General features: G+C 62.1%; 24 protein-coding genes. 12 read left to right on the top strand and 12 right to left on the bottom strand.

The annotated features are described in order from the left end of the window. Window positions 1-86 precede the first annotated feature (86 nt). Window positions 87-1,943, bottom strand: a complete 1,857-nt coding sequence (locus FCK22_RS12665; protein WP_136720457.1) for a HAMP domain-containing protein — start codon at window positions 1,941-1,943, stop codon at window positions 87-89. Window positions 1,944-1,999: 56 nt separating this feature from the next. Here FCK22_RS12665 and FCK22_RS12660 point away from each other — a divergent pair, with 56 nt between their 5' ends. The 3 genes from FCK22_RS12660 to FCK22_RS12650 all read left to right on the top strand — a co-directional run bounded on the left by FCK22_RS12660 (window position 2,000) and on the right by FCK22_RS12650 (window position 5,239). Beyond that, window positions 2,000-3,385 (top strand): extracellular solute-binding protein, encoded by a 1,386-nt coding sequence (locus FCK22_RS12660; RefSeq protein ID WP_231886424.1) that lies wholly within the window; start codon window positions 2,000-2,002, stop codon window positions 3,383-3,385. A 70-nt stretch (window positions 3,386-3,455) separates the two neighbouring features. Next, window positions 3,456-4,205: a HAMP domain-containing sensor histidine kinase gene (locus tag FCK22_RS12655; protein WP_082852124.1), complete on the top strand. Its 750-nt coding sequence runs from the start codon at window positions 3,456-3,458 to the stop codon at window positions 4,203-4,205. Window positions 4,206-4,390: 185 nt separating this feature from the next. After that, window positions 4,391-5,239, top strand: coding sequence for a DMT family transporter (locus FCK22_RS12650; RefSeq protein WP_067267353.1), 849 nt, complete (start codon window positions 4,391-4,393; stop codon window positions 5,237-5,239). Here the strand turns inward: FCK22_RS12650 and FCK22_RS12645 are convergent. Then, window positions 5,205-5,669 (bottom strand): NUDIX domain-containing protein, encoded by a 465-nt coding sequence (locus tag FCK22_RS12645; protein WP_067267329.1) that lies wholly within the window; start codon window positions 5,667-5,669, stop codon window positions 5,205-5,207. The two genes, FCK22_RS12650 and FCK22_RS12645, sit on opposite strands and share 35 nt — an antisense overlap. Before the next feature lie 63 nt (window positions 5,670-5,732). On the opposite strand from FCK22_RS12645, the gene FCK22_RS12640 reads away from it, so the two are divergent. Then, on the top strand, window positions 5,733-6,533 hold the full coding sequence (locus FCK22_RS12640) for an alpha/beta fold hydrolase (RefSeq protein WP_136720456.1): 801 nt from the start codon (window positions 5,733-5,735) through the stop codon (window positions 6,531-6,533). Then, the gene (locus FCK22_RS12635) at window positions 6,520-7,662 is read left to right on the top strand and encodes an alpha-D-ribose 1-methylphosphonate 5-triphosphate diphosphatase (RefSeq protein WP_067267328.1); all 1,143 of its coding nucleotides are present in this window, start codon (window positions 6,520-6,522) and stop codon (window positions 7,660-7,662) included. Before FCK22_RS12640 ends, FCK22_RS12635 begins: the two co-directional genes overlap by 14 nt. Before the next feature lie 2 nt (window positions 7,663-7,664). Here FCK22_RS12635 and FCK22_RS12630 read toward each other — a convergent pair whose 3' ends face one another. The 3 genes from FCK22_RS12630 to FCK22_RS12620 form a co-directional block, all read right to left on the bottom strand. Continuing rightward, window positions 7,665-8,735 carry a 5-(carboxyamino)imidazole ribonucleotide synthase gene (locus FCK22_RS12630; protein ID WP_067267326.1) on the bottom strand — a complete coding sequence of 357 codons (1,071 nt, stop codon included), beginning with the start codon at window positions 8,733-8,735 and terminating at the stop codon, window positions 7,665-7,667. Then, on the bottom strand, window positions 8,728-9,213 hold the full coding sequence (gene purE / locus FCK22_RS12625) for a 5-(carboxyamino)imidazole ribonucleotide mutase (RefSeq protein ID WP_197470991.1): 486 nt from the start codon (window positions 9,211-9,213) through the stop codon (window positions 8,728-8,730). The genes FCK22_RS12630 and purE overlap by 8 nt, the downstream gene beginning before the upstream one ends. Window positions 9,214-9,308: 95 nt before the next feature. Then, window positions 9,309-9,533, bottom strand: a complete 225-nt coding sequence (locus tag FCK22_RS12620; RefSeq protein ID WP_067267347.1) for a DUF465 domain-containing protein — start codon at window positions 9,531-9,533, stop codon at window positions 9,309-9,311. Between the two features lie 163 nt (window positions 9,534-9,696). Between FCK22_RS12620 and FCK22_RS12615 the strand changes: the two genes are divergently transcribed. The 3 genes from FCK22_RS12615 (at window position 9,697) to FCK22_RS12605 (ending at window position 11,291) form a co-directional block, all read left to right on the top strand. Next, the gene (locus FCK22_RS12615; protein ID WP_067267324.1) at window positions 9,697-10,110 is read left to right on the top strand and encodes an Hsp20 family protein; all 414 of its coding nucleotides are present in this window, start codon (window positions 9,697-9,699) and stop codon (window positions 10,108-10,110) included. A gap of 4 nt (window positions 10,111-10,114) precedes the next feature. Continuing rightward, window positions 10,115-10,333 (top strand): DUF1150 family protein, encoded by a 219-nt coding sequence (locus FCK22_RS12610; RefSeq protein WP_007119022.1) that lies wholly within the window; start codon window positions 10,115-10,117, stop codon window positions 10,331-10,333. A gap of 79 nt (window positions 10,334-10,412) precedes the next feature. Then, window positions 10,413-11,291 carry a PhzF family phenazine biosynthesis protein gene (locus tag FCK22_RS12605; RefSeq protein WP_067267322.1) on the top strand — a complete coding sequence of 293 codons (879 nt, stop codon included), beginning with the start codon at window positions 10,413-10,415 and terminating at the stop codon, window positions 11,289-11,291. Between the two features lie 59 nt (window positions 11,292-11,350). Here FCK22_RS12605 and FCK22_RS12600 read toward each other — a convergent pair whose 3' ends face one another. Both FCK22_RS12600 and trxB read right to left on the bottom strand, forming a co-directional pair. Continuing rightward, complete coding sequence (locus tag FCK22_RS12600) at window positions 11,351-13,063, bottom strand: bifunctional sulfate adenylyltransferase/adenylylsulfate kinase (RefSeq protein ID WP_067267320.1); 1,713 nt, start codon at window positions 13,061-13,063, stop codon at window positions 11,351-11,353. Window positions 13,064-13,256: 193 nt separating this feature from the next. After that, window positions 13,257-14,261: a thioredoxin-disulfide reductase gene (gene trxB, locus FCK22_RS12595; RefSeq protein WP_067267319.1), complete on the bottom strand. Its 1,005-nt coding sequence runs from the start codon at window positions 14,259-14,261 to the stop codon at window positions 13,257-13,259. A gap of 215 nt (window positions 14,262-14,476) precedes the next feature. Between trxB and FCK22_RS12590 the strand changes: the two genes are divergently transcribed. Beyond that, a complete protein-coding gene (locus FCK22_RS12590) occupies window positions 14,477-14,977 on the top strand; it encodes an Lrp/AsnC family transcriptional regulator (protein ID WP_067267317.1) in 501 nt (166 codons plus the stop codon). A 2-nt stretch (window positions 14,978-14,979) separates the two neighbouring features. Here the strand turns inward: FCK22_RS12590 and FCK22_RS12585 are convergent, their stop codons facing one another. From FCK22_RS12585 to lgt, 5 genes are all read right to left on the bottom strand, one after another. Further along, window positions 14,980-15,693 (bottom strand): Hint domain-containing protein, encoded by a 714-nt coding sequence (locus FCK22_RS12585; RefSeq protein ID WP_067267315.1) that lies wholly within the window; start codon window positions 15,691-15,693, stop codon window positions 14,980-14,982. Window positions 15,694-15,964: 271 nt separating this feature from the next. Continuing rightward, entirely contained in the window at window positions 15,965-16,108 is a 144-nt protein-coding gene (locus FCK22_RS18940) for a hypothetical protein (protein ID WP_169306083.1), read from the bottom strand. 271 nt (window positions 16,109-16,379) lie between these two features. Further along, window positions 16,380-17,135, bottom strand: a complete 756-nt coding sequence (pgeF, locus tag FCK22_RS12580; RefSeq protein ID WP_067267313.1) for a peptidoglycan editing factor PgeF — start codon at window positions 17,133-17,135, stop codon at window positions 16,380-16,382. Beyond that, window positions 17,132-18,190 (bottom strand): SAM-dependent methyltransferase, encoded by a 1,059-nt coding sequence (locus FCK22_RS12575; protein WP_067267311.1) that lies wholly within the window; start codon window positions 18,188-18,190, stop codon window positions 17,132-17,134. The genes pgeF and FCK22_RS12575 overlap by 4 nt, the downstream gene beginning before the upstream one ends. Next, window positions 18,187-19,071 (bottom strand): prolipoprotein diacylglyceryl transferase, encoded by an 885-nt coding sequence (gene lgt / locus FCK22_RS12570; protein ID WP_067267310.1) that lies wholly within the window; start codon window positions 19,069-19,071, stop codon window positions 18,187-18,189. The genes FCK22_RS12575 and lgt overlap by 4 nt, the downstream gene beginning before the upstream one ends. Window positions 19,072-19,165: 94 nt before the next feature. Between lgt and FCK22_RS12565 the strand changes: the two genes are divergently transcribed. The 3 genes from FCK22_RS12565 (at window position 19,166) to proC (ending at window position 21,056) form a co-directional block, all read left to right on the top strand. Next, on the top strand, window positions 19,166-19,408 hold the full coding sequence (locus tag FCK22_RS12565; RefSeq protein WP_067267308.1) for an accessory factor UbiK family protein: 243 nt from the start codon (window positions 19,166-19,168) through the stop codon (window positions 19,406-19,408). A 301-nt stretch (window positions 19,409-19,709) separates the two neighbouring features. Continuing rightward, window positions 19,710-20,210 (top strand): YbjN domain-containing protein, encoded by a 501-nt coding sequence (locus FCK22_RS12560; RefSeq protein ID WP_067267306.1) that lies wholly within the window; start codon window positions 19,710-19,712, stop codon window positions 20,208-20,210. Window positions 20,211-20,240: 30 nt separating this feature from the next. Next, the gene (proC, locus tag FCK22_RS12555; protein ID WP_067267305.1) at window positions 20,241-21,056 is read left to right on the top strand and encodes a pyrroline-5-carboxylate reductase; all 816 of its coding nucleotides are present in this window, start codon (window positions 20,241-20,243) and stop codon (window positions 21,054-21,056) included. Window positions 21,057-21,071 lie beyond the last annotated feature (15 nt).

Here is a 21,071-nt window from a genome sequence, read left to right as displayed (position 1 = left end):
GACCCCGGCCGCCAACCGGGAGAACCTCCGATGTAGTCTCCATGGAGAAAATCCAGTCCAACAATCAACAGGGTCCAATGAACCCATCACCATGACAGACGGAAGGTGGGCGGCAGGAAACGCTTACAGACAAGGTGGTCCTGTCGCCGTTGTGCACTGATATGGATCGTCCCATGATCCCGGTCATGGTGTTTGATCGCATTCGAGATGAGATTGCTCAAAATCTGCTGCAAGGGTGTCAGCTGCGCGTCGACGACCTGCTCCGCCCCGGTAAAGGTGATTTTGAAACGGCCTTCGGTATCGATGTAGCGAGCGAACTCCGTCACCAAGCGACCAAGATGGACAGGCTCCGGCGCAGGCTGGTCCTGCCCTGCGCGAGCGTAGTCCAAAAGATCGGACAAAAGACGGTTTAGCCGGTCGATCCGTTGTTGAGACATCAGCAAATAGCTTCGGCTTTCGGCGCTCAGCGCGTTGTCTTCATCCTCCAGCACCCAAAGGCTCAATTCATGCACCGCCCGGAGGGGCGACCGCAGGTCGTGCGCAGCGATATAGGCGAATTTCTCCAGTTCAATATTCGAGCGCCGCAGCTCCTCCGCCGTGGTGCGGAAGACGGTCAATGCGCGCGCCATCTCTCCAAGCTCGTCCCGCCCTCTCACGGTAATCGGATGGTTGAGGTTCCCCCGAGCGATCGCGGTCACTGCCTGGGTCAAGCGTCTGATGCGCCGGTTAAACTGCCGTTCGATAACCAAGCCGTTGGTCAGGGCAATCACGAGGAAAGCAGCGGCGATGGTGAGGCCCACCGTCCAAATGACCCGGTTGATGGTATCCCGTAAAGCCGCCGTCGCAGCATCCACTCGCTCTAGGGTATTCTGGGTCAGATCGGAGGAAATATCGGAGATCTCCACGATCATGGGCAAGTGTTCCGCGCGCAGCGTCTCAAAGTTGTTGTGAAACTGCAGGCGGGCCGTTGTATGGGCGAAAAAACCGGTTTCGGGGCCAAGCAGTTCGTCACGCAGGGCATCAATTTGGCGGGCTAGTGACTGCCTGCTGGCCGTATCGTGGATGCGTGGTAATCGAGTGATGGCATCCTGAAGATGTTCTTCGACAAGCAGTTTCGCACGCTCGAATTGAAAGGGCTGGTTCTCTAACCCCTGCGACACGACGACGTTGATGAGCGTATCGAGACTGAGCCGAATGTCATTCAGATTGACCGCACTTAACAGCAGGTCTGGAAAGCGGGACGTAGGATTTTGGATCTGGCCGGAACTCGGAGGCCTAAGGGCTTCGGTCTGCCTTGAAAGCCGATAGGCCAGGTCATCAATGATGATGTGACTTTGCTCTTGAATTTGCTCGACAAAATCGAGAGTCGAGGCGATCTTCGCCTCCGCATGCCGCATCTCCTGAAGGCTGACAACCGTCGCATTCGTCGCGCGCCGCGCCATCTCCAGACGCTGTTCCAACCGGGCTGCCAAGGGGGGCGCGATCTCCGACCTCGACACGTCATCTAAGAGCTTGGAAATCTTGCTTATCTTTGTCCCGATTTCCCGGCTGAGAGCGGAGGATGAGGCAGCGTTACCTTGCTGATTTAACTGTTCAATTAAAAGAAATACGCCATTCAATGACCGCTCGATCTGTTGGGACACGGCCAACATCGGCAGCGCTGCTTGGCTTAGGTGAGCATGGCTGGCCAAGACAGCGCGCATTTGCCCCGTAGCAATCCAACCCGCGAGACCGATGATAGCGGCAACGAGAAGAAATGCCCCCCGGAGTCGGGTGCTGATGCGGCTGCCGAAAAGTTGCAGCAGTCGCCAAGGGAGATGCATCGTTTTCATGTCATCTGAATAGCGGGGACCGATTAACGCAATGTTAATCGCCTTGCCCTTAAACCAGCAGCTAGAGGGGACGATGTCCCGGCAGCGGATCGGAGGATTGAACCGTGTCATGCGGGCGCAGGTTAACAAGGCGAAAGTTTTCTATCGGTTTGGGAGCCGGAGTCAGCATGCTGATCGCCGCACCGGCATTTGGGGAGGCAATCGATATAAAGGTGGCCGCGCAGGTCCGCGATTTGGGAGGTAGCGCCAAGACGCTTTCGGTTCTGTTGCCAGAAGGGTCGCGGGCCAATCTGGAGCCGGTCACAAAGGTCTTTACAGAACGGACCGGGGTCGAGGTCGACTTGCAAGAAGTACATGTCGATCAGATCAACGCGGAACTGATGCTCAATAGTGTGCTCGGGGAGGCGCGATATGACGTGGCTTTGCCCGCGACTTTTGGTGTTGCAGACCTCGTGGCCGCGGGTGCGGTCCATGCCTTGGATGGCTTCGCCGCACGCTATGAACCGCCGGGGTTTCGCGATCCTATGCTGTACCAAGAAGGAGATAGGTTCGACGGTAAAACCTATGGTTTTCAAACAGATGGCGACGCCTATTTGATGTTCTACCATCGCGATATGCTTCGCGATCCAGAGGAACAAGCGCGTTACGCCGATCGTTTCGGCTATCCACTTGTTCAGCCAGAAACTTGGGAGGAATTGGACCGGCAAATCCGGTTTTTTCATGCACCAGAGGCCGGTCGATATGGTGGGCTGTTGTTCCGCACGCCGGGGTACCTCGCATGGGAATGGTGGGTGCGGTTTCACGCCAAGGGCTATTGGCCTCTGTCCCCCGATATGACGCCGCAAATTGCAGATGACCCGGGTGTCGCGGCGCTAGAAGAGTTGATTGCGATCACGGACTGCCTTGCCCCCGAAACTTCGAGCCTGGGGCTGTTTGGAAATTGGGCGCGATACGCGAAGGGCGATGTCTATTGTAACATCGGCTGGGGCGGAACGCAGAAATACCTTAACTCTCGTCGATCATCGATGCGCGGACGGATGGTTTATGGGCCAACCCCCGGAGGGCAGGTGGGGGAGGAACTGCTCGAAATCCCCTATTTCAATTGGGGATGGAGCTTTGTCATCAGCGCGGCATCGACCCGGAAAGAACTCGCCTACCTATTCGCCCTCTTCGCGGTCACGCCGGCAATGTCGACACTCGCCGTTCGACAGCCGGATGGGTTTTTCGACCCTTTTCGTCATGAGCACTACAGTGACCCGGGAGTGGAGGCGGCCTATTCAAAATCCTTTCTTGAGGTGCATCGCGCGGCGCTTAAGCGGGCGATTCCGGATTTTTATCTGAAAGGACAGTCTGAGTATTTCCAAACATTGGGGAGGGGATTGGATAAGGCGCTTCAGGGCGAGGTTTCGCCGAAAATGGCTCTGACCCGCGTGGCACAGCAATGGCAGCTGATCACCAGCCGGGTTGGTCGCGAAAGGCAAATACAAAGGTGGGCGCGTCTGCGTGCGAAATATCCGGCCGAGGCGCATCGACTCCTGAGGGAGATCGCTTAATGGAGCCGCTAGTTTTAGTTCGCGCGCCCGGGGTAGTTCGCTCTTACGCTGATCGCTGGGAGGTCGCGATATGACGCAGCGGCTGTTAAAGCTACCTGCAGGCCATGAGCTACCCTCGCGCGAACCGCCGCAGCCTCCCGGGGCGGATGCAGAGGAATTTATCCATTTGGTGAGCCACGATCTGCGCGGCTCCATTCGCGCGTTGTTGGAACTGCCTGAATGGATCGCCGAGGATATTGAGGACGCGGGGCTGGAGGTAAGCCCTGCGGTCCATAGTTCCATCGCCTTGATGAAGCGGCATACGCGGCGGTTGGATCGGATGCTGGTTGACCTGCTTCAATACTCGCGCGCCGGAAGGGGCCGCAATGTGTCTGAGGTTGAGCTTCGGCAGGCCTTTGATGCCGCGGTAGAGGAAGTCGGGCTGCCAAGGGGTTTTGAGATTAACCACTACTTTGGGTGCGATTTTGTCCGCATTGACGAACAGGACTTGCACGGTCTCTTCGCCGCATTGATTGGAAACGCGATCAAGCATCATGATCGGTGTTCCGGGCGGGTCGAGGTGGTTGTAAAAACCGAAGGGGCGGCCATGATAGTTACCGTTTCCGATGATGGGCCGGGAATACCGCCGCGTTATCATGAGCGTGTCTTCCAGCCGATGACAACATTGCGATCGCGCGATGAGGTTGAAGGGTCGGGCTTGGGGCTGGCCTTGGTTCGCAAAATCGCGGCGGCCTATGGGGGCCATGCCTGTTTGGTATCCACCTGTAATGAGCGTGGTACGACTGTATCCGTGCGTTTGGAGGGCGTGGCTATGACATAGCATAGGTAAAACCCCGGGGAGCCATGGAACCCCTCTGCCGCCACTATCGAATTGCAGCGCGCGTACCGCCTTATCTCATCACATCATTCAATATGAAGGAGAAGATCATCACGTCCCAGTTAGAACCTTATGCAAAAGGCATTCCGCGCTTGGCGCGGCTCGAGAGTGAGGCTAAGCGAGAGGTCATGCAGCTTTTCCTTCTTTCCGCCCTCACCATGTGCGCTTTTGCGGCGAACTCAATTTTGACCCGAATGGCGGTGGACGGCGGGCATATCGATCCGGCGGGCTTTGCCCTTGTGCGGGTCGGTGCGGGGGCATTGGTTTTGGGCATCTTGGTTGCGCTGCGGGGTGGACGGCTGCCGCTTTTGCGGCGCAACAGGATCGGCGGGGCCGTGAGTCTCGCTGTCTATATGATCGGGTTCAGTCTGGCGTATCTGACGTTGGACGCGGGGCTCGGGGCGCTCATCCTTTTTGGCGTGGTGCAGATTACCATGTTCACCTACGCCGCTTTGACCGGCGCGGCGCCCACCACGCGGCAGATCACAGGGGCTGGGGCGGCTTTTGCGGGCTTGGTTTTGGTCCTCTGGCCGGATGGGCAGGGTTCCACGGAGCCAATCGGCGCCGGACTGATGGTTCTGGCGGGGATCGGCTGGGCCGCCTATACGATCATCGGTCGCACATCGGGCGATCCGCTGGCGGCGACTTCGGCAAACTTTTTGCTGTGTTTGCCGTTCATGCTCATCCTGCCTGCTTTTATGGGATCGCATTTCAGCCTGGCGGGGCTTTTGTTGGGCGCGCTTTGCGGCGGGGTGACCTCGGGCCTTGGCTATGCCCTGTGGTATGCGGTGCTGACGCGGATCGACGGGGGCACGGCGGCGGTGGCACAGCTGAGCGTGCCGATCATCGCGATCCTCGCCGGGGCGCTGCTCTTGGGTGAGCCGCTCAGCTTGACGCTTATCCTCGCGACGGCCTTGGTGCTGGGCGGGATCGCTTGGGCGCTCAGCGCAAAATCGGCTCCAAAGGATCGTAGGTGATCGCCGCCTCCTCGGGGCCAAAAGCGACTGTGCCGAGGCTATCGGGCTTGTGGGGGACTTGTGCCAGTTCCGCTTGGGTGACCCATCGATGCCGCGTGACGATGGCCTCCCGGTCTTGCCAATCGGGGGCGATTTGGGCGGATCCGAGGATGTGGCATCTGAAATAGATATCCACCTGATGAAAATCGCCGCCGGGGTCGTGGAACTCATTGACCAGACAGGGCGCACCGACCGAGATCGTGAGGCCCGTTTCCTCAAACACCTCGCGGCGCAGGTTGTCGGGGAGGGAGGCGCCGGCCTCCACCCCACCGCCGGGGGCGCACATTAGGCCCAGCCGATCATCGGCATAGGCGTTGACCAGCAGCAGCCGCCCTTCGTGCAGCAGCACGGCGCGGGCGGCCAATCGAGGGCGGGGTCGGGGCATCGGCATACTTTCGTCAGGTAACGCGCCAAGACCATTTCACAGTCGGGGCAATCAGTCTATCTGGAGGGCATGATGAGATTTTTCACCCTGCTGATTGCCGCGATCTGCTTGGCGATCCCCCTGCCTGCCGCGGCCGAAAACGCGGCGGGGCGCTGTGTTGTTTTGCTGCATGGGCTGGCTAGGACCGAAATGTCTTTTGCCGTGATGGAAGCCGCCTTGGCCGCCGAAGGCTACCGCGTGGTGCGCCCGGGCTACCCTTCGACTGAGGCCAATATCGCGGAATTGGCGAAACAGACCCTGCCGCGCGCGATTGAGACCTGCGGCACCGCGCGGATCGATTTCGTGACCCATTCCATGGGCGGTATCTTGGTGCGCAAATGGGTGGCCGAGGCCGGGGCCGACCGGGTCGGGCGCGTGGTGATGTTAGGGCCGCCCAATCACGGCAGCGAAGTGGTGGACGAACTGGTCGAGAACCCTGCGTTCGAATGGTTGAACGGCCCCGCGGGGGCCGAGATCGGCACCGATGATGCGGCCTTGCCGAACCAATTGCCGCCGGTCCCTTTCGAGTTGGGCGTGATTGCCGGCTCACAGTCGCTAAACCCCTATTTTTCGAGCCTTTTGCCGGGGCCGGATGACGGAAAGGTCTCGGTCGCCTCGACCCGTGTGGCGGGGATGAAAGACCATATCGTCCTGCCGGTGACCCATACCTTCATGATGAACAACCCGCGCGTCATCGCCCAGACCATGGCCTTTCTGAAAACCGGCAGTTTTGACCGGTCGATGACCTTTATCGATGGCGTCCTGAATGCGATCGGCTGCCCGGAAGCGGGCTGCCTGCCGGGGGTGGGAGGGGACGATGCCAAACCTTGATCTCGTCAATGCGGATGTGCTTCACCCCGAGGGGCTGAGCCGTGCGCCGTTGTCTTTTTCCGATGGGGTGATTGCCGATGCCCCGGCCGGGCGGCCTGTCGATCTGACCGGCTTTCAAGTCTTGCCAGGGATCGTCGATCTGCATGGCGACGCGTTCGAGCGGCATCTGGCACCGCGTCGCGGGGCGATGAAACAATTGTCCGAAGGGCTGGTCGCAGCGGAGGCAGAGCTCGCGGCCAATGGCATGACCACCGCGGTTTTGGCGCAATTCGTCAGCTGGGAAGGCGGTCTGCGGGGGCTGGCGTTCGCAGATCAGGTCTTTAGTGGCATCCGCGACACCGCGCCGGAATTGGTCACCGACATCCGCCCGCAGCTTCGGTTCGAGACTCATATGCTCGACCTCTACGACAGCCTGCCGCAGCGCATGGCGGATTGGGGCGTGGGCTATGTGGTGTTCAACGATCACCTGCCGCATGATCGTTTGGCGGCGGGCAAGACCCCGAAACGGCTGGTCGGGCAGGCGCTGAAGGCCGGGCGCAGCCCGGAGAGCCATTTGGCACAGATGCAGGAGATGCACGCACGGCGCGATGAGGTGCCCGCGGCGCTGGACGGGCTTTGCGCGGAACTGGCGCAGCGTGGCGTTAAGATGGGCAGCCATGATGACCAGACCGCCGAGGGCCGCGCCCTTTGGCGGGCGCGGGGCGTGACGCTGGCGGAATTCCCCGAAACGCAGGAGGCCGCCGAGGCCGCGCATGGAGCGGGGGATGCGGTCATCATGGGCGCGCCCAATGTGGTGCGCGGCGGGTCGCATAACGGCAACCTTTCGGCGCTGGACCTGATCACCATGGGGCTCTGTCACGCGCTGGCGTCGGATTACCATTACCCCTCGCCGCGCCGCGCCGCCTTGATGCTGGCGCAGAGCGGATTGCTGGACCTTGCGGGCGCTTGGGCGCTGGTCTCAGCCGGGCCGGCGCAGGTCTTGGGGCTTTCGGATCGCGGCACGCTGGCGCCGGGCAAACGCGCCGATATCGTCGTCTTGGACAAGGCCACGGGCCGCGTCGCCGCCACTTTCGCGGCGGGGCGGGTGAGCTTTATGTCCGGCGCGGTGGCGGATCGGTTCTTCGGCTGACCTCAGCCGCGGGTGATCTGGTTTACATGACCCATCTTGCGGCCCGGTTTGACCTCGGCCTTGCCGTAAAGATGCAACGCGGTGTCGCGGGCGCGGGCCAGTTCGGGCACGCGGTCCATGTCATCGCCGATGAGGTTGGTCATCACCACATCCGCATAGCGCTGCCCATCGCCCAAGGGCCATCCGGCCACGGCGCGGATATGCTGCTCGAACTGGTCGATGGTGCAGCCGTTCTGGGTCCAATGGCCAGAGTTATGCACCCGCGGGGCGATCTCATTCACGATCAGCCCCTGCGGCGTGACGAAAAGCTCGACCCCCATGACGCCGACGTAATCCAGCGCATTCAGCACGCGACCGGCAAGCAGCACCGCGTCGGTGCGCTGTGCGTTGCTAATCTTGGCGGGCACGGTGGTGGTATGCAGGATGCCGTCACGGTGGACATTCTCACCAGGGTCGAAACAGGCGACCTCTCCCGTGGCGCTGCGCGCGGCGATGACTGAGATCTCGGCGCTGAAGTTCACGAAACCTTCGAGCACGGAAGGCGCGCCGTTCATCTCGGCCCAGGCGGCGTCGAGGTCGGCATCGTCTTTCAGCCGCGCTTGCCCCTTGCCGTCATAGCCGAAACGGCGGGTCTTGAGGATCGCGGGCGTGCCGATTTGGGCCACGGCGGTCTTGAGGCTGGCGGCGTCGGTCACATCGGCGAAAGGGGCCACGCGCAGGCCAAGATCGCCGAGGAAGGTTTTCTCGGTCAGCCGGTCTTGGGAAATGCGCAGCGCCTCGCGGCCCGGGCGCAGCGGGGTGATCGCCTCGACCACGTCGAGCGCTTCGGTGGGGATGTTCTCAAACTCGAAGGTGACGATGTCACAGGCGCGGGCGAAAGCCTCCAGCGCTTTGTGGTCGTCATAGGGGGCGGTGGTCACCGCATGGGCCACATCGGCGGCGGGCGGGTTGGCGCCCGGCTCGAAGATATGGGTGCGAAAGCCAAGCCGTGCAGCGGCGACAGAAAGCATGCGGCCCAATTGGCCGCCGCCCAGAATGCCGATGGTGGCGCCGGTTTGCAGGGGGTCAGTCATGCGGCACCTCGGGGATCGAAGCGCTGAGCGCATCGCGCCAATCGTCCAGCCGCTTGGCCAATTCCGGGTCTTGCAGCGCAAGGATGCCCGCAGCCATCAGGGCGGCATTGGCCGCGCCTGCGGCACCGATGGCCATGGTCGCGACCGGGAAACCGCGCGGCATTTGCAGAATGGAATAGAGCGAATCCACACCCGACAGCGCCTTGGTCTGCACCGGCACGCCGATCACCGGCACCCGGGTTTTGGAGGCCGTCATGCCCGGCAAATGCGCCGCCCCGCCTGCGCCCGCGATGATGACTTGCAAACCTCGGTCCACCGCCGTCTTGCCATAGTCCCAGAGCCGGTCCGGGGTGCGATGGGCCGAAACGATGCGCGCCTCGAAGGGGATGTTAAGCTCGTCCAGCAGGGTTGCTGCTTCGCGCATGGTGGCCCAGTCGGACTGGGACCCCATGATGATGCCAACCGGGGGCGTGGTCATTGCTGCGGGCCTTCTCTTGGTGGATCAGAGCGCGCACTATACCCATCACGGCCCATCTGGCAACGCCGATTGCCGCGGGTCATGGGGATAATGGGTCAGGCGATGATATCGGGCGTCAGCCGGTCTTCGATCTGGGCGATCAAATCCTTGAGGCGCAGTTTGCGTTTCTTGAGCCGTTGCAGGGTCAGTTGATCCCCGGTGCCGCGTTCGACCAGCGCATGGATGGCGTCATCCAAATCGCGATGTTCCCGTCGAAAGACCTCAAGCTCGACACGCAGCACTTCGTCCGTTTTCATCGACAGATCGGTAGGGGCATTCATGGGCAGGTGATTCCGTTGGGCATCTGAACCTTGAATATAAGCGGTTGAGATCATTTGGCATAGCCCTTGCGCCCTTGCCCAAGCCCCCCCATATTCAATGCAACGGGCTGCCGGTTGCGGGGCCTGTGAAACACTGTCGCTTGACCTGATAAGGACGTGTCGCATGACGAAATTAACGCTTGCCTCTTACCCGCATATGCTCGGGTTTGAACAATTGGAACGGGTGCTCGAACGCAGCGCCAAGGCCGGAAACGAAGGTTATCCGCCGTTCAACATCGAACAAACCTCGGACTACAGCTATCGCATCACGCTGGCGGTGGCGGGTTTTTCGGAACAGGATCTGTCGATAACCGTTGAGGATAGACAGCTCGTGATCCGTGGGCGTCAGTCCGACGATGGCGAAGACCGGGTGTTTCTGCACCGTGGAATCGCCGCGCGTCAATTCCAACGCTCGTTCGTACTGGCCGATGGGGTCGATGTGGGCGAAGCGGTTATGGAGAATGGTCTGCTGCATGTCGACCTGACCCGCGCCAAGCCTGAAACGGTGGTTCAAACCATCAAGATCAAGAAGGGGTAACATCATGCAAGACGCAATCACCCACGGAAACGACCGTATGGTCTATGTCAAAACAATCGCTGTCGCCGATCTGCCGCGCGAGGTGCGCGATCAAGCCGAGGGGCTTGAGCTTCTCTATGCCGTTCATGATGCCGAAGGGCAGCAGCTGGCGCTGGTCGGCGATCAGAAACTCGCCTTCTCATTGGCGCGAGAGCATGACTACCGGCCAGTGATGGTGCATTGACGCCGCCCGGCACGACGATACGCTAAGCCCGATGCAAGGCCGCAGTCCGCTGCGGCCTTTTTTTATTGGGAGCGGTCTTATGGATTTCGATTTCGACTGGGTAGACGCCTTTACCGACCAAGTCTTCGGCGGCAATGGCTGCGCCGTGGTGCATGGCGGGGCAGGGCTGCCGGATGAGCTATGCATGGCCTATGTGCGCGAAACATCCCTCGTGGAATGCACCTTTACCGGCCCGTCGGAGGTCGCGGATTTCAGGGTGAAATACTACCTCGCCAGTCGTGAGATACCCTTCGCGGGCCATCCCACCATCGCCACCGTCGCAGCGCTGCGCCATCGCGGGTTGATCGGCGAAGGGCCGCTGCGGTTGGAGACTGGCGCAGGGATCGTCGAGGTCGAGGTGCGCGGCTCCCAAATCGCCATGACCCAGATCGCGCCGGTCTTCGGGGAAGAAGTGCCTGCCGATCTCGTCGCCAAGGTGGGCGGGGTGGCCCCCGAGGATATCATCGCCCCGCCGCAGGTAGTTTCTACCGGGCTGCCGTTCTGTATCACCGTTTTGCGCAGTCGCGCTGCTTTGGAAAGGCTGAAGCTTAACCCCGAGGCGCTCGCGGCCTATAACGCCCATCTGGGGCAGGGCAGCGATATGATGGAGCCCTTCTGGGTCACCCTCGAAGGCGCGGCCGCTGCGGGCAATACCTATGCGCGGCTGCTGCTGGCCCCGCCCAGCCCCGCCGAAGACCCTTTCACCGGTTCGGCGACGGGTGCCATGGCGGCCTATCTCTGGGCGCGTGGATTGTTCGAGAGCCCGAATTTCGTGGCCGAACAAGGTCACCTCATGGGCCGCCCCGGACGGGCGGAGGTCGAAGTACTCGGCCCGCGCAATGCGATCACCGGTGTCCGCGTGGCGGGGCAGGGGCGTGTGGTGATGTCGGGCCAAGTCTTCATGCCCGAGGTGGCCTGACCCCAAACGCAAAACGCAGCCCCGAGGGGCTGCGTTGTTCTTGGCAGAGACTGATCGGCTTACCCCGCGATCAGCCCCATGTTTTCGAGCTTCAGCAACACCTGATGCGCGCAGTTGTCGACCTCGACATTCTCGGTCTCCAGCACCAGTTCGGCGTTCTGCGGCACATCGTAGGGGTCGGAAATACCGGTGAACTCCTTGATCTTGCCCTCCCGCGCCAGCTTGTAGAGCCCTTTGCGGTCACGGCGTTCGCATTCCTCGATGGAGGTTGCGACATGCACCTCGACGAAGGCACCGAAGTTTTCCACATCCTCGCGCACCGCACGGCGGGTGGCGGCATAGGGCGCAATCGGTGCGCAGATGGCGATGCCGCCGTTCTTGGTGATCTCAGAGGCGACATAGCCGATGCGGCGGATGTTCAGGTCGCGGTGCTCTTTCGAGAAGCCCAACTCAGAACTGAGGTTTTTCCGCACGATGTCACCATCGAGCAGCGTCACCGGGCGGCCGCCCATCTCCATCAGCTTGACCATCAGTGCGTTGGCGATGGTGGATTTGCCCGAACCGGAGAAGCCGGTGAAAAAGACGGTGAACCCCTGCTTCGAGCGCGGCGGGGAGGTGCGGCGCAACTCCTTGACGACCTCGGGGAAGGAGAACCACTCAGGGATCTCCAGCCCTTCGCGCAGGCGGCGGCGCAGCTCGGTGCCCGAGATGTTCAGGATGGTGACGCTGTCTTTGTCCTCGATCTCATCCATGGCCTCATATTGCGCGCGTTCCTGCACCCAGACCATATGTTTGAAATCGACCATCTCGATGCCCATCTCCTCCTGATGCGCGCGGAACAATTCCTGCGCGTCATAGGGGCCATAGAAATCCTCCCCGGCGGAGTTCTTGCCGGGGCCAGCGTGGTCGCGGCCAACGATGAAATGGGTGCAGCCGTGGTTCTTGCGAATGAGCCCGTGCCAGACGGCCTCGCGCGGGCCAGCCATGCGCATGGCGAGGTTCAAGAGCGACATGGAGGTGGTAGCGGCAGGGTACTTGTCGAGCACCGCCTCATAGCAGCGCACGCGGGTGAAGTGATCCACGTCGCCGGGTTTGGTCATGCCGACAACGGGGTGGATCAGCAGGTTGGCCTGCGCCTCGCGGGCGGCGCGGAAGGTCAGCTCCTGATGCGCGCGGTGCAGCGGGTTGCGGGTCTGGAAGGCGACGACACGGCGCCAGCCCAGCTTGCGGAAATAGGCGCGCAGCTCGTTCGGCGTGTCGCGGCGGCCGCGGAAATCGTAGTGCACCGGCTGCTGGATGCCGGTCACCGGCCCGCCAAGGTAGATCTTGCCGGCCTGATTGTGCAGGTAGTTCACCGCCGGATGGGCGTCGTCATCGGCGCCGAAGACCTTCTCGGCTTCGCGTGCCTTGTTCGGGGTCCAGCGGTCGGTCACCGTCATGGTGGCGAGGATCACGCCTTCTTGGTCGCGCAGGGCGATGTCCTGGCCCAGTTCGAGCTTCTCGGCGAATTCCTCGCTTACGTCGAGGTTGATCGGCATCGGCCAAAGCGTGCCATCGGCCAGCCGCATGTTCTCGACCACGCTGTCGTAGTCCTCTTCGCCCAAGAACCCTTTCAGCGGGTTGAAGCCGCCGTTCATCAAGAGTTCCAGATCGCAGATCTGGCGCGGGGTGAGGTCGAGGCTCACCAGATTGCCCGCCTCCACCTTCAGCTTTTGCGACGACTCGTAAGAGACGTAGAGTTCGGGGATCGGCGTGAGGTTGCTGGGCATCATGACTATCACTTTTCTTCAGGGAACAGGCGGCTTCGGTCCCGGCTGCCATAGCTGCAAAAGATGTGAAAAGTCTATAGAACTAAGGGGTGTCACCCCGTTAAAGGCCGAAATCCCATGATCCGAGGGTAGCCTGCAATTCGGGTGCTGAGGGGCGGCGGAAACCAGAATTATCTCCGCCGCGCCTTCGTCTGACTTAAACGTCTTCCTTCACCTCGGCCCCGTAGCCCAGCGGGAGGGAGGTATCTTTGCCCTCGTCATCGCCCACTTCGGCAAGGAAGCGCTCGGCCTCAAGTGCGGCCATGCAACCCATGCCGGCGCTGGTGACCGCTTGGCGGTACTTGTGGTCGGTCAGGTCACCGGCGGCAAAGACACCGGGGATCGAGGTCTCGGTGCTGTCGGGCTTGGTCACGACATAGCCGCCCATGTGGGTTTCCAGCGTATCTTTGACCAACTCGTTGGCAGGCGCATGGCCGATGGCGACAAAGACGCCCTTGGCGGGAATGTCGGTGATCTCGCCGGTTTCGGTGTGTTTGACCTTCACGCCTTCGACGCCGAGCGGGTTGTCGGTGCCGTAGACCTCATGCAACTCATGGAACCACAGCGGCTCGATCTTGGGGTTTTTCATCAGCCGGTCGATCAGGATCTTCTCGGCGCGCAGCTCATCGCGGCGGTGGATCAGCGTGACCTTGGAGGCGAAGTTGGTGAGGAACAGCGCCTCTTCCACGGCGGTGTTGCCGCCGCCAATGACCACGATCTCCTGACCGCGGTAGAAGAACCCATCGCAGGTAGCGCAGGCCGAGACGCCGAAGCCCTTGAACTTCTCTTCGCTCTCCAGCCCCAGCCATTTCGCGCGGGCGCCGGTGGCGAGGATCACGGAATCTGCGACGTAAGTCGTGCCGCTGTCGCCCTTGGCATGGAACGGACGGCTGGACAGATCAAGATCGGTAATGATGTCGCCGATGATTTCAGTCCCCATGGCCTTGGCATGGTCCTGCATACGGATCATCAGGTCGGGGCCCTGAACCTCGCTGTCGCCGGGCCAGTTCTCAACCTCGGTGGTGGTGGTCAGCTGGCCGCCCGGCTCGATCCCCTGCACGAGGATCGGCTCCAGCATGGCGCGGCTTGCGTAGACCCCGGCGGTATAGCCCGCAGGGCCGGAGCCGATGATCAGTACCTTGGTTTTACGTGTCTCGGCCATCTGGCGCCCCCGGGCTGTCATTGATATTGCCCGCCTCATATAGCGATAGCCGCGAAGCCGTTAAACCCCTGCCGTCACCGCCCCGTCATTACGCTTGCGTGAACAGACGGGCGGCTGGCCTCAAGGGCCGTGATAAAGAATATTGCGCTTGTGTGAAACTTTATTGCGCGCACCACGCAGGCTGCTATAAGAATCGAAAATTCACTGAGGATGTTATGGCGGGTACACGACTTGATCCGATAGACCGGATGATCTTGGCCGAGTTGCAATCTGATGGCCGGATGACGAATGTCGAACTGGCCAAACGCGTCGGGATCTCTGCACCGCCCTGTTTGCGCCGCGTGCGCACCTTGGAAGAGCAGGGCTATATCAAAGGCTATCATGCGGATGTCGATGCGCGTGAACTGGGTTTTGAGGTGCAGGTCTTCGCAATGGTCGGGCTGGCCAGTCAGGCCGAGGCTGATCTGAGCGCGTTTGAAGAGAAATGCCGTGGTTGGCCGCTGGTGCGCGAGTGCCATATGCTCAACGGGGAAGTCGATTTCATCCTGAAATGCGTGGCACCGGATTTGTCGAGCTTTCAAAGCTTCCTGACCGGGCAATTGCTGACCACGCCCAATGTGGAAAGCGTGAAGACCAGCCTCGTGATCCGCGGGGCCAAGGATGAGCCCGGCGTGCCCTTCGACGTGTTGGAAGCGCGGCTGTCGACCGCGCCTTGAGTTCAGCTGTCGGCGCGGTCTTCTGCCGCTTCAGGCGCGCGGGGATGGGCGAGGGGGCCGAAATCCCGCCCATGCGCGATCTGCGGAAACATGGATAGAAAGCGATCCCGCAGGTCGGGTGCCACCTCGCGCAGCGCTTGAACGCCGGGATGAAAGGTCTCCATCTCTAGCCCGCCTGCCTTGATCACCGCATGGCGCGACAGGCAGATGTGAAACAGGCGCACCGGGGTTGGCGGGGTGACCTCGATCACATTAACCCCATCCACGAATTCGCGCAGCGGGGTGAGCAGGCGGCTGCCCTCCGCCGCGGCCCGCAGGTGGGGCGGCGTCTGGAGCACCCGCGCGGCGGGGCCGAGAGTGAGGAACGAAATGGGGCGCCCCTCGCCGAAACTGTCGGGCATGATGCGGATGAGGGGCAGCCGCCCACTGTCCGCTGGGATGAAACGGCTCGACCCGATCCAGATCAACTGCGCCGGACCTCCGGCACTCGTGTGGATCATGTCGCCGGGCTGGAGATCTTCGATGGCAATGTCGCCCTGCACCGTTTGGATCGGCGTCCCGTGAGCGAAGGCCGCGAAAGCGGCTTCGAAAAGCGGCGCGGCGGGGGCGGTGTCTTGGCCGATATAGAGCGACCCATCGGCGCGGAGCGCGGCGACTTCATAGCTGCGCATCGGCGCGGGCGGCGGGCCTTCGGCTTTGGTGGCGGTGTCAGTCATGCAAAACCCCTTGTCGGCCCGGCTCAGCGGTGCCGTGGGCGGCATGCACCGGCGCGGGCTGACGGATACTGCGCCATGTTCTGCGGGATTTGTCAAAATATCCGGCCTGAGTGCTGCGCTTTGCGCGCCAATCTAGGCGGAATGCGGGGGCTGTTTCCGGGCCGGGTGCGTGATCGCCATATTCGCATGAAAACGCCCCTCGCAACGAATCAACGTCACGAGGGGCGGTCTGCTATACCGGGCGCGTGGCACCGGTACCGGGGGAAACTTTTCAGGCGGTCTTGCGCACCGGGGCGTTGCCGGAGCGTTTGGCGATGAAAGCGGCGCGGCGCGCACCGCGGGCCCATGGCATGACGGTGTCGGTCTTGGCCGCTGTCTCGACAACGGATTTGATGAAGCGCGGGTTCTTTTTCATGGCTCTGTTCCTCTTCGGGTCACGCGGGCATCGTTGCATCCACTATCGCAGTGCAATCGGGCCGGTTTTTGACCGAGGGCGAGAAACTTGTGGGAATTTGGCGGCTTCAAAGGGCAGTTTTGGGCGCCTTTGCCATACTTCGAAAAGTGTTAAGTTTCGGTGGTTTGCAGGGGGCGCTGGAAACAATGGCGCCGCAAGGGGCTGATTATGCCAAATTTCGCGACAGCAATGCGGCGCGAAACGGGCAGGCCTTGCCGCAATCTCGCCCCGTTCAGAGGGTGATCGCCGAGAGCAAGCGGCCATAGTCCGCTTCCTTGGCGTGGGTCGTGCGCCGGTAGGAATAGAATCGCGAGGCATCGGCGTAGGTGCAATGCCGCGTCCATTCCGCATGGCCCACGCCTGCCGCGCGCAGCCGGTTGAGACCAAAGCCGGGCAGGTCGAAATGCAGGCGGTCGCCTTCGCCTTGGGCAAAGTAGCGGGCAAACTCGGGGTCGGCATTCATGAAGTTGTCCAGAAACTCCGGCCCGACCTCATAGGCGCGCTGGCTGATGGAGGGGCCGATCACCGCGGTGATCTTTTCGCGGGTGGCGCCGAGATCGACCATCGCGTCGACCGTCGCCTCGAGTATCCCGTCAAGCGCGCCGCGCCAGCCTGCATGGGCCGCGCCCACCACACCGGCTTGTGCATCGGCGAAGAGCACAGGCTGACAGTCAGCGGTCAGGATCGACAGGGCGATGCCGGGGGTTTTGGTGACCAAGGCATCGGCGCGGGGCTTGTCGTCCTGCGGCTCCGTCACTGTGACGACAGTGGCGGAATGCACCTGATGTACGCCGACAAGATGGTCGGCAGGCAGGCCCATCGCCTCGGCGGCGCGGGCGCGGTTGATGCGCACGATCTCGGACTGGTCCGAGCTGCCGCTGCCGCAGTTCAGCCCGGAAAACACCCCCGATGACGCGCCGCCACGGCGGGTGAAAAACCCGTGCCGCAAAGGCGCAAGCGCATCGGATGTCAGAATTTCGAGCGTCATACTTCTGTCCCCGGGGGCGGCGTCTGACCTTTTTGGTAGAGCCCCATCACTTTGAACAGGTTTCCCATTTCCGCCGGGTGCGTCAACCGTCGATGTGCGGCAATATGGTTGCTGAGCGCGTCGCCGGTCAGCGCCTCGGCCAGTTTCTGCGCGCGGGGGGTGATGCCCAACCGCTCCAGAAAAACGCCTTGGGTGACCACGCGGCTATGGGGGCAGGGGCAGGCGCGGGCCAGCGCCTCAAAATCGACATGGGCGGTCAGGTCGGCCTGCCCGGGATTGGCGAGGGGATCGGCGGGGCTGTGGTTCTCCAGCGCTTGCAGCGTGTCGCCCAAGGCGCGCCAATCGCCATAGTCGATAATCAGCCCCGCCCCGCCATGGGCGGCGATGCGTTTGCCGATCTCTTGCATGATCTCCGCCGCCGGGGCGCAAAGCTCAACAAGGTCGCCGTCCTTCGTATCTTCCAGCCGATGGGCAAGGGCGGGCTGTGGGGTCACGGGGCCGAGGCCAAAGGTCAGCGCCCCCTCTGCCGCGCCCACCCGGCGCTCGGCCCAGCCTGCGCCTTGGCGGATGAACTGCCGGATTGGCAGGGCATCGAAAAACTCATTGGCGACGAGGAACAGCGGCGCATCTGGCAGGTCAGCGGCACTTTCGGCCCAAGTGACCTCGGCCCCTCGCAACGTCTCGCGCTGCACCTCGCGTAAAGAAAGAGAGGCTTCGACCAGCGTGACCTGTGCCGCCGCCTGAAACCCCGGCACCCGCGCCGTGGCGCGCAGAATATCGGCCATCAATGTCCCCCGGCCCGGCCCAAGCTCGGCCAGTGTGAAGGGGGAGGGCGCGCCCTGATCCAGCCAGCTTTGCGCCAGCGAGAGGCCGATCAACTCGCCAAACATCTGGCTGATCTCGGGGGCGGTGATGAAATCCCCCTCCGGGCCGAAAGGCGCGCGGGTGGTGTAGTACCCCCAGTCGGGATGCAGCAGGCAGGACTGCATATAAGCGTCCAGCCGCATCGGCCCTTCCAGCGCGATCCGTGTGAGCAGATGGTCCTTCAGGCTCATGCCTGCCGCCGCGCTCGGATGATGAGGAAGACGCCCACGGCAATCATCGGCAGCGATAGGATTTGCCCCATGGTCAGCCCCCAGCCGCCGATATGCCACGCCAGCCCCAGCGGGTTGCCGGGGGTGACGAATTGCGCGTCGGGTTGGCGCAGGAATTCCACCGCGAACCGCGCCGCGCCATAGCCTGCAAGGAAAGTGCCGCCGATCAGCCCCGGCATTTTAAGCGCGCCGCGTTTCCACGCCATCCAGATCAACACGCCGCCCAAGAGCAGCCCCTCCAGCAGCGCCTCATAAAGCTGCGAGGGGTGGCGCGCGCAGATGCCCGCCACATCGGGGCAGAACTGCGCCGCCTCACCGGGGAAGGCCACGCCCCAAGGCAGATCGGTCGGGCGGCCCCAAAGCTCGGCATTGATGAAATTCGCCAGCCGCCCCAGAAACAGCCCCGGCGCCAGCCCCAGACAGACCATATCCCCGGTCGAAATCACCGGGATCCGGTGCCGCCATGTGTAGAAAAGCCCCGCCAGAATGACCCCAAGCGCCCCGCCATGGAAGGACATGCCGCCCTCCCAAAGCTGCAAGATCGCCGCGGGGTTCGACAGGTAATAGGCCGGTTGGTAAAACAGCACATAGCCCATGCGTCCGCCAAGGATCACGCCCAGAATGACCCAAAAGAGCAGGTCCTCGACCTGACCGGGCTTCATGACTGGCGTGTCGTTCTTCCACAGATGGGGGCGTTTGACCGCCGCAGTGGCAATGCGCCAGCCCAGCAGGATGCCCACGATATAGGCCAGCGCATACCAGCGCAGCGCGAAGGTGGAACCAAACAGGGTCACCGAAAAGATTTCCGGCGCGATATCGGGGAAGGGGAGCATGGCTATCATGCTGCTGATTGAGCAAGGCCGCGCGGGGAAGTCAACCTTGCGAGCAAGGGCGTCGCGCCCCATATAGAGGCTAACAAACCTCCGGAGGCCAGACATGCAGACCCGCAATAAGTTTTTCGACGATGTTTCACAGATGATGACAAACGCGATGGGCGTCGCCCAAGGCGCCAAGGACGAGGCCGAGACCGCCTTCAAGGGCATGCTCGACCGTTGGCTCGCCGATCGTGATTTCGTCACCCGTGAGGAGTTCGACGCGGTGCGCGCCATGGCGCAGAAGGCCCGCGAAGAGAACGAAGCGCTGAAAGCGCGGCTCGACAAGCTCGAAGCCAAGGACTGAACCCGATAGAATTCGATCAGCCGCCCCGGTCTGGGGTGGCGATCCCCCGCGTGGAAAGGGGCCGCTTGCGGCCCCTCGCGCCCTCTCCCTCCAATTTATAGACGTTTCCCGCGATTTACCCACAAGTTATTGCGGTTATCCCCTATCAATTGTGGTTATCCCCAAGAAAAAACTTGCCAGACTGTTCCGCTGCAAGCACCATATCTTGTATAGGTGATGTGAACCTACACGCCTATTTGTGCAGGCTTCCATGCATGGTGGGCCAAGTCCCGCCCCGTGGAACAGATTGAGAGGTGGCGAAATGGCCCTGTCCGAGCATTACCTTGAAGAAGAAATCCACCCCATTGATATCGTTGAAAATCTCGCGGCCCATCACGATTGGGAATTCGACCGCGTGGCAGATGACCAGATCGCCATGGCGGTCGAGGGGCAGTGGCGGACCTATTCCATCACGCTGGCATGGTCAGCTTATGACGAAACGCTGCGCCTGATCTGCACCTTCGAGATGGAGCCTCCGGCTGAAAAACTGCCGAAGCTTTACGAATTGTTAAACCTCGTCAACGATCAATGCTGGGCGGGGGCCTTCAGCTTCTGGGCCGATCAGCAGTTGATGGTCTACCGCTACGGGCTGGTTTTGGCTGGCGGACAGGTCGCGGGGCCAGAGCAGATCGACACGATGATCGGTGCCGCCGTCATGAGCGCGGAACGCTACTATCCCGCGCTGCAATTGCTCGTCTGGGGCGATCAATCCCCCAAGGCCGCGATGGACGTCGCCATTGCAGAGGCTTACGGCCGGGCGTAACAAAGTCCCCGAACAACTTCGGGGGATAGGATGAAAGACGGGAGAGTGGCACGCGACGGTCTGGTTTTGCTGGGCTGTGGCAAAATGGGATCGGCCATGTTAGAAGGCTGGCTGGCGCAGGGGCTGCCGGCAAGCGCGGTTTGGGTCGTGGACCCGAAACCCTCCGATTGGCTGCAAGGCACCGGCGTAAACCTGAACGCCGACCTGCCTGCCGCGCCAGCGGTGGTGCTGGTGGCGGTCAAACCGCAGATGATGGCGGACGCGCTGCCGACGCTTCAGGCGATGGGCAATGGTGAGACGCTGTTCGTCAGCGTCGCGGCGGGCACGACCATCGGCTATTTCGAAAGCGTCCTCGGCGGCGACACGCCCATTGTGCGGGCCATGCCTAACACGCCTGCTGCCATCTCCAAAGGGATCACCGCCATCGTCGGCAATGCCAAGGCGGGCAGCCGGTCTTTGGATGAAGCCGAAACGCTGCTGAGCGCGGTGGGCGCGGTCGTCCGCCTGACCGAAGAGGCGCAGATCGACGCGGTTACTGGGGTCAGCGGCTCGGGCCCGGCCTATGTCTTTCACATGATCGAATGCATGGCCGCCGCCGGTGTGGCCCAAGGCCTGCCCGAGGAATTGGCGATGCAATTGGCCAAGGCGACGGTCGCCGGGGCAGGGGCGCTGGCGATGCAGGCTGAAGAGGATCCGGCGCAGTTGCGCGTCAACGTCACCAGCCCCAATGGCACGACCCAAGCGGCGCTTGAGGTTTTGATGGACAAGGCCGAAGGCTTCCCGCCCCTTCTCAAGCGCGCGGTCGCCGCCGCGGCGGACAGATCGCGGGAGCTGGCCAATGGCTGAGATCACTTTCGACGA

Source organism: Sulfitobacter sp. 15WGC, assembly GCF_005068605.1.
Lineage (GTDB): Bacteria > Pseudomonadota > Alphaproteobacteria > Rhodobacterales > Rhodobacteraceae > Sulfitobacter > Sulfitobacter faviae.
This window is presented reverse-complemented; position numbering and strand designations above follow the sequence as displayed.

Coding starts and splice junctions, on each gene's coding strand:
- FCK22_RS12665 (WP_136720457.1), bottom strand. CDS start 1,943: ATGACACGGTTCAATCCTCCGATCCGCTGCCGGGACATCGTCCCCTCT.
- FCK22_RS12660 (WP_231886424.1), top strand. CDS start 2,000: ATGCTGATCGCCGCACCGGCATTTGGGGAGGCAATCGATATAAAGGTG.
- FCK22_RS12655 (WP_082852124.1), top strand. CDS start 3,456: ATGACGCAGCGGCTGTTAAAGCTACCTGCAGGCCATGAGCTACCCTCG.
- FCK22_RS12650 (WP_067267353.1), top strand. CDS start 4,391: ATGCAGCTTTTCCTTCTTTCCGCCCTCACCATGTGCGCTTTTGCGGCG.
- FCK22_RS12645 (WP_067267329.1), bottom strand. CDS start 5,669: ATGCCGATGCCCCGACCCCGCCCTCGATTGGCCGCCCGCGCCGTGCTG.
- FCK22_RS12640 (WP_136720456.1), top strand. CDS start 5,733: ATGATGAGATTTTTCACCCTGCTGATTGCCGCGATCTGCTTGGCGATC.
- FCK22_RS12635 (WP_067267328.1), top strand. CDS start 6,520: ATGCCAAACCTTGATCTCGTCAATGCGGATGTGCTTCACCCCGAGGGG.
- FCK22_RS12630 (WP_067267326.1), bottom strand. CDS start 8,735: ATGACTGACCCCCTGCAAACCGGCGCCACCATCGGCATTCTGGGCGGC.
- purE (WP_197470991.1), bottom strand. CDS start 9,213: ATGACCACGCCCCCGGTTGGCATCATCATGGGGTCCCAGTCCGACTGG.
- FCK22_RS12620 (WP_067267347.1), bottom strand. CDS start 9,533: ATGAATGCCCCTACCGATCTGTCGATGAAAACGGACGAAGTGCTGCGT.
- FCK22_RS12615 (WP_067267324.1), top strand. CDS start 9,697: ATGACGAAATTAACGCTTGCCTCTTACCCGCATATGCTCGGGTTTGAA.
- FCK22_RS12610 (WP_007119022.1), top strand. CDS start 10,115: ATGCAAGACGCAATCACCCACGGAAACGACCGTATGGTCTATGTCAAA.
- FCK22_RS12605 (WP_067267322.1), top strand. CDS start 10,413: ATGGATTTCGATTTCGACTGGGTAGACGCCTTTACCGACCAAGTCTTC.
- FCK22_RS12600 (WP_067267320.1), bottom strand. CDS start 13,063: ATGATGCCCAGCAACCTCACGCCGATCCCCGAACTCTACGTCTCTTAC.
- trxB (WP_067267319.1), bottom strand. CDS start 14,261: ATGGCCGAGACACGTAAAACCAAGGTACTGATCATCGGCTCCGGCCCT.
- FCK22_RS12590 (WP_067267317.1), top strand. CDS start 14,477: ATGGCGGGTACACGACTTGATCCGATAGACCGGATGATCTTGGCCGAG.
- FCK22_RS12585 (WP_067267315.1), bottom strand. CDS start 15,693: ATGACTGACACCGCCACCAAAGCCGAAGGCCCGCCGCCCGCGCCGATG.
- FCK22_RS18940 (WP_169306083.1), bottom strand. CDS start 16,108: ATGAAAAAGAACCCGCGCTTCATCAAATCCGTTGTCGAGACAGCGGCC.
- pgeF (WP_067267313.1), bottom strand. CDS start 17,135: ATGACGCTCGAAATTCTGACATCCGATGCGCTTGCGCCTTTGCGGCAC.
- FCK22_RS12575 (WP_067267311.1), bottom strand. CDS start 18,190: ATGAGCCTGAAGGACCATCTGCTCACACGGATCGCGCTGGAAGGGCCG.
- lgt (WP_067267310.1), bottom strand. CDS start 19,071: ATGATAGCCATGCTCCCCTTCCCCGATATCGCGCCGGAAATCTTTTCG.
- FCK22_RS12565 (WP_067267308.1), top strand. CDS start 19,166: ATGCAGACCCGCAATAAGTTTTTCGACGATGTTTCACAGATGATGACA.
- FCK22_RS12560 (WP_067267306.1), top strand. CDS start 19,710: ATGGCCCTGTCCGAGCATTACCTTGAAGAAGAAATCCACCCCATTGAT.
- proC (WP_067267305.1), top strand. CDS start 20,241: ATGAAAGACGGGAGAGTGGCACGCGACGGTCTGGTTTTGCTGGGCTGT.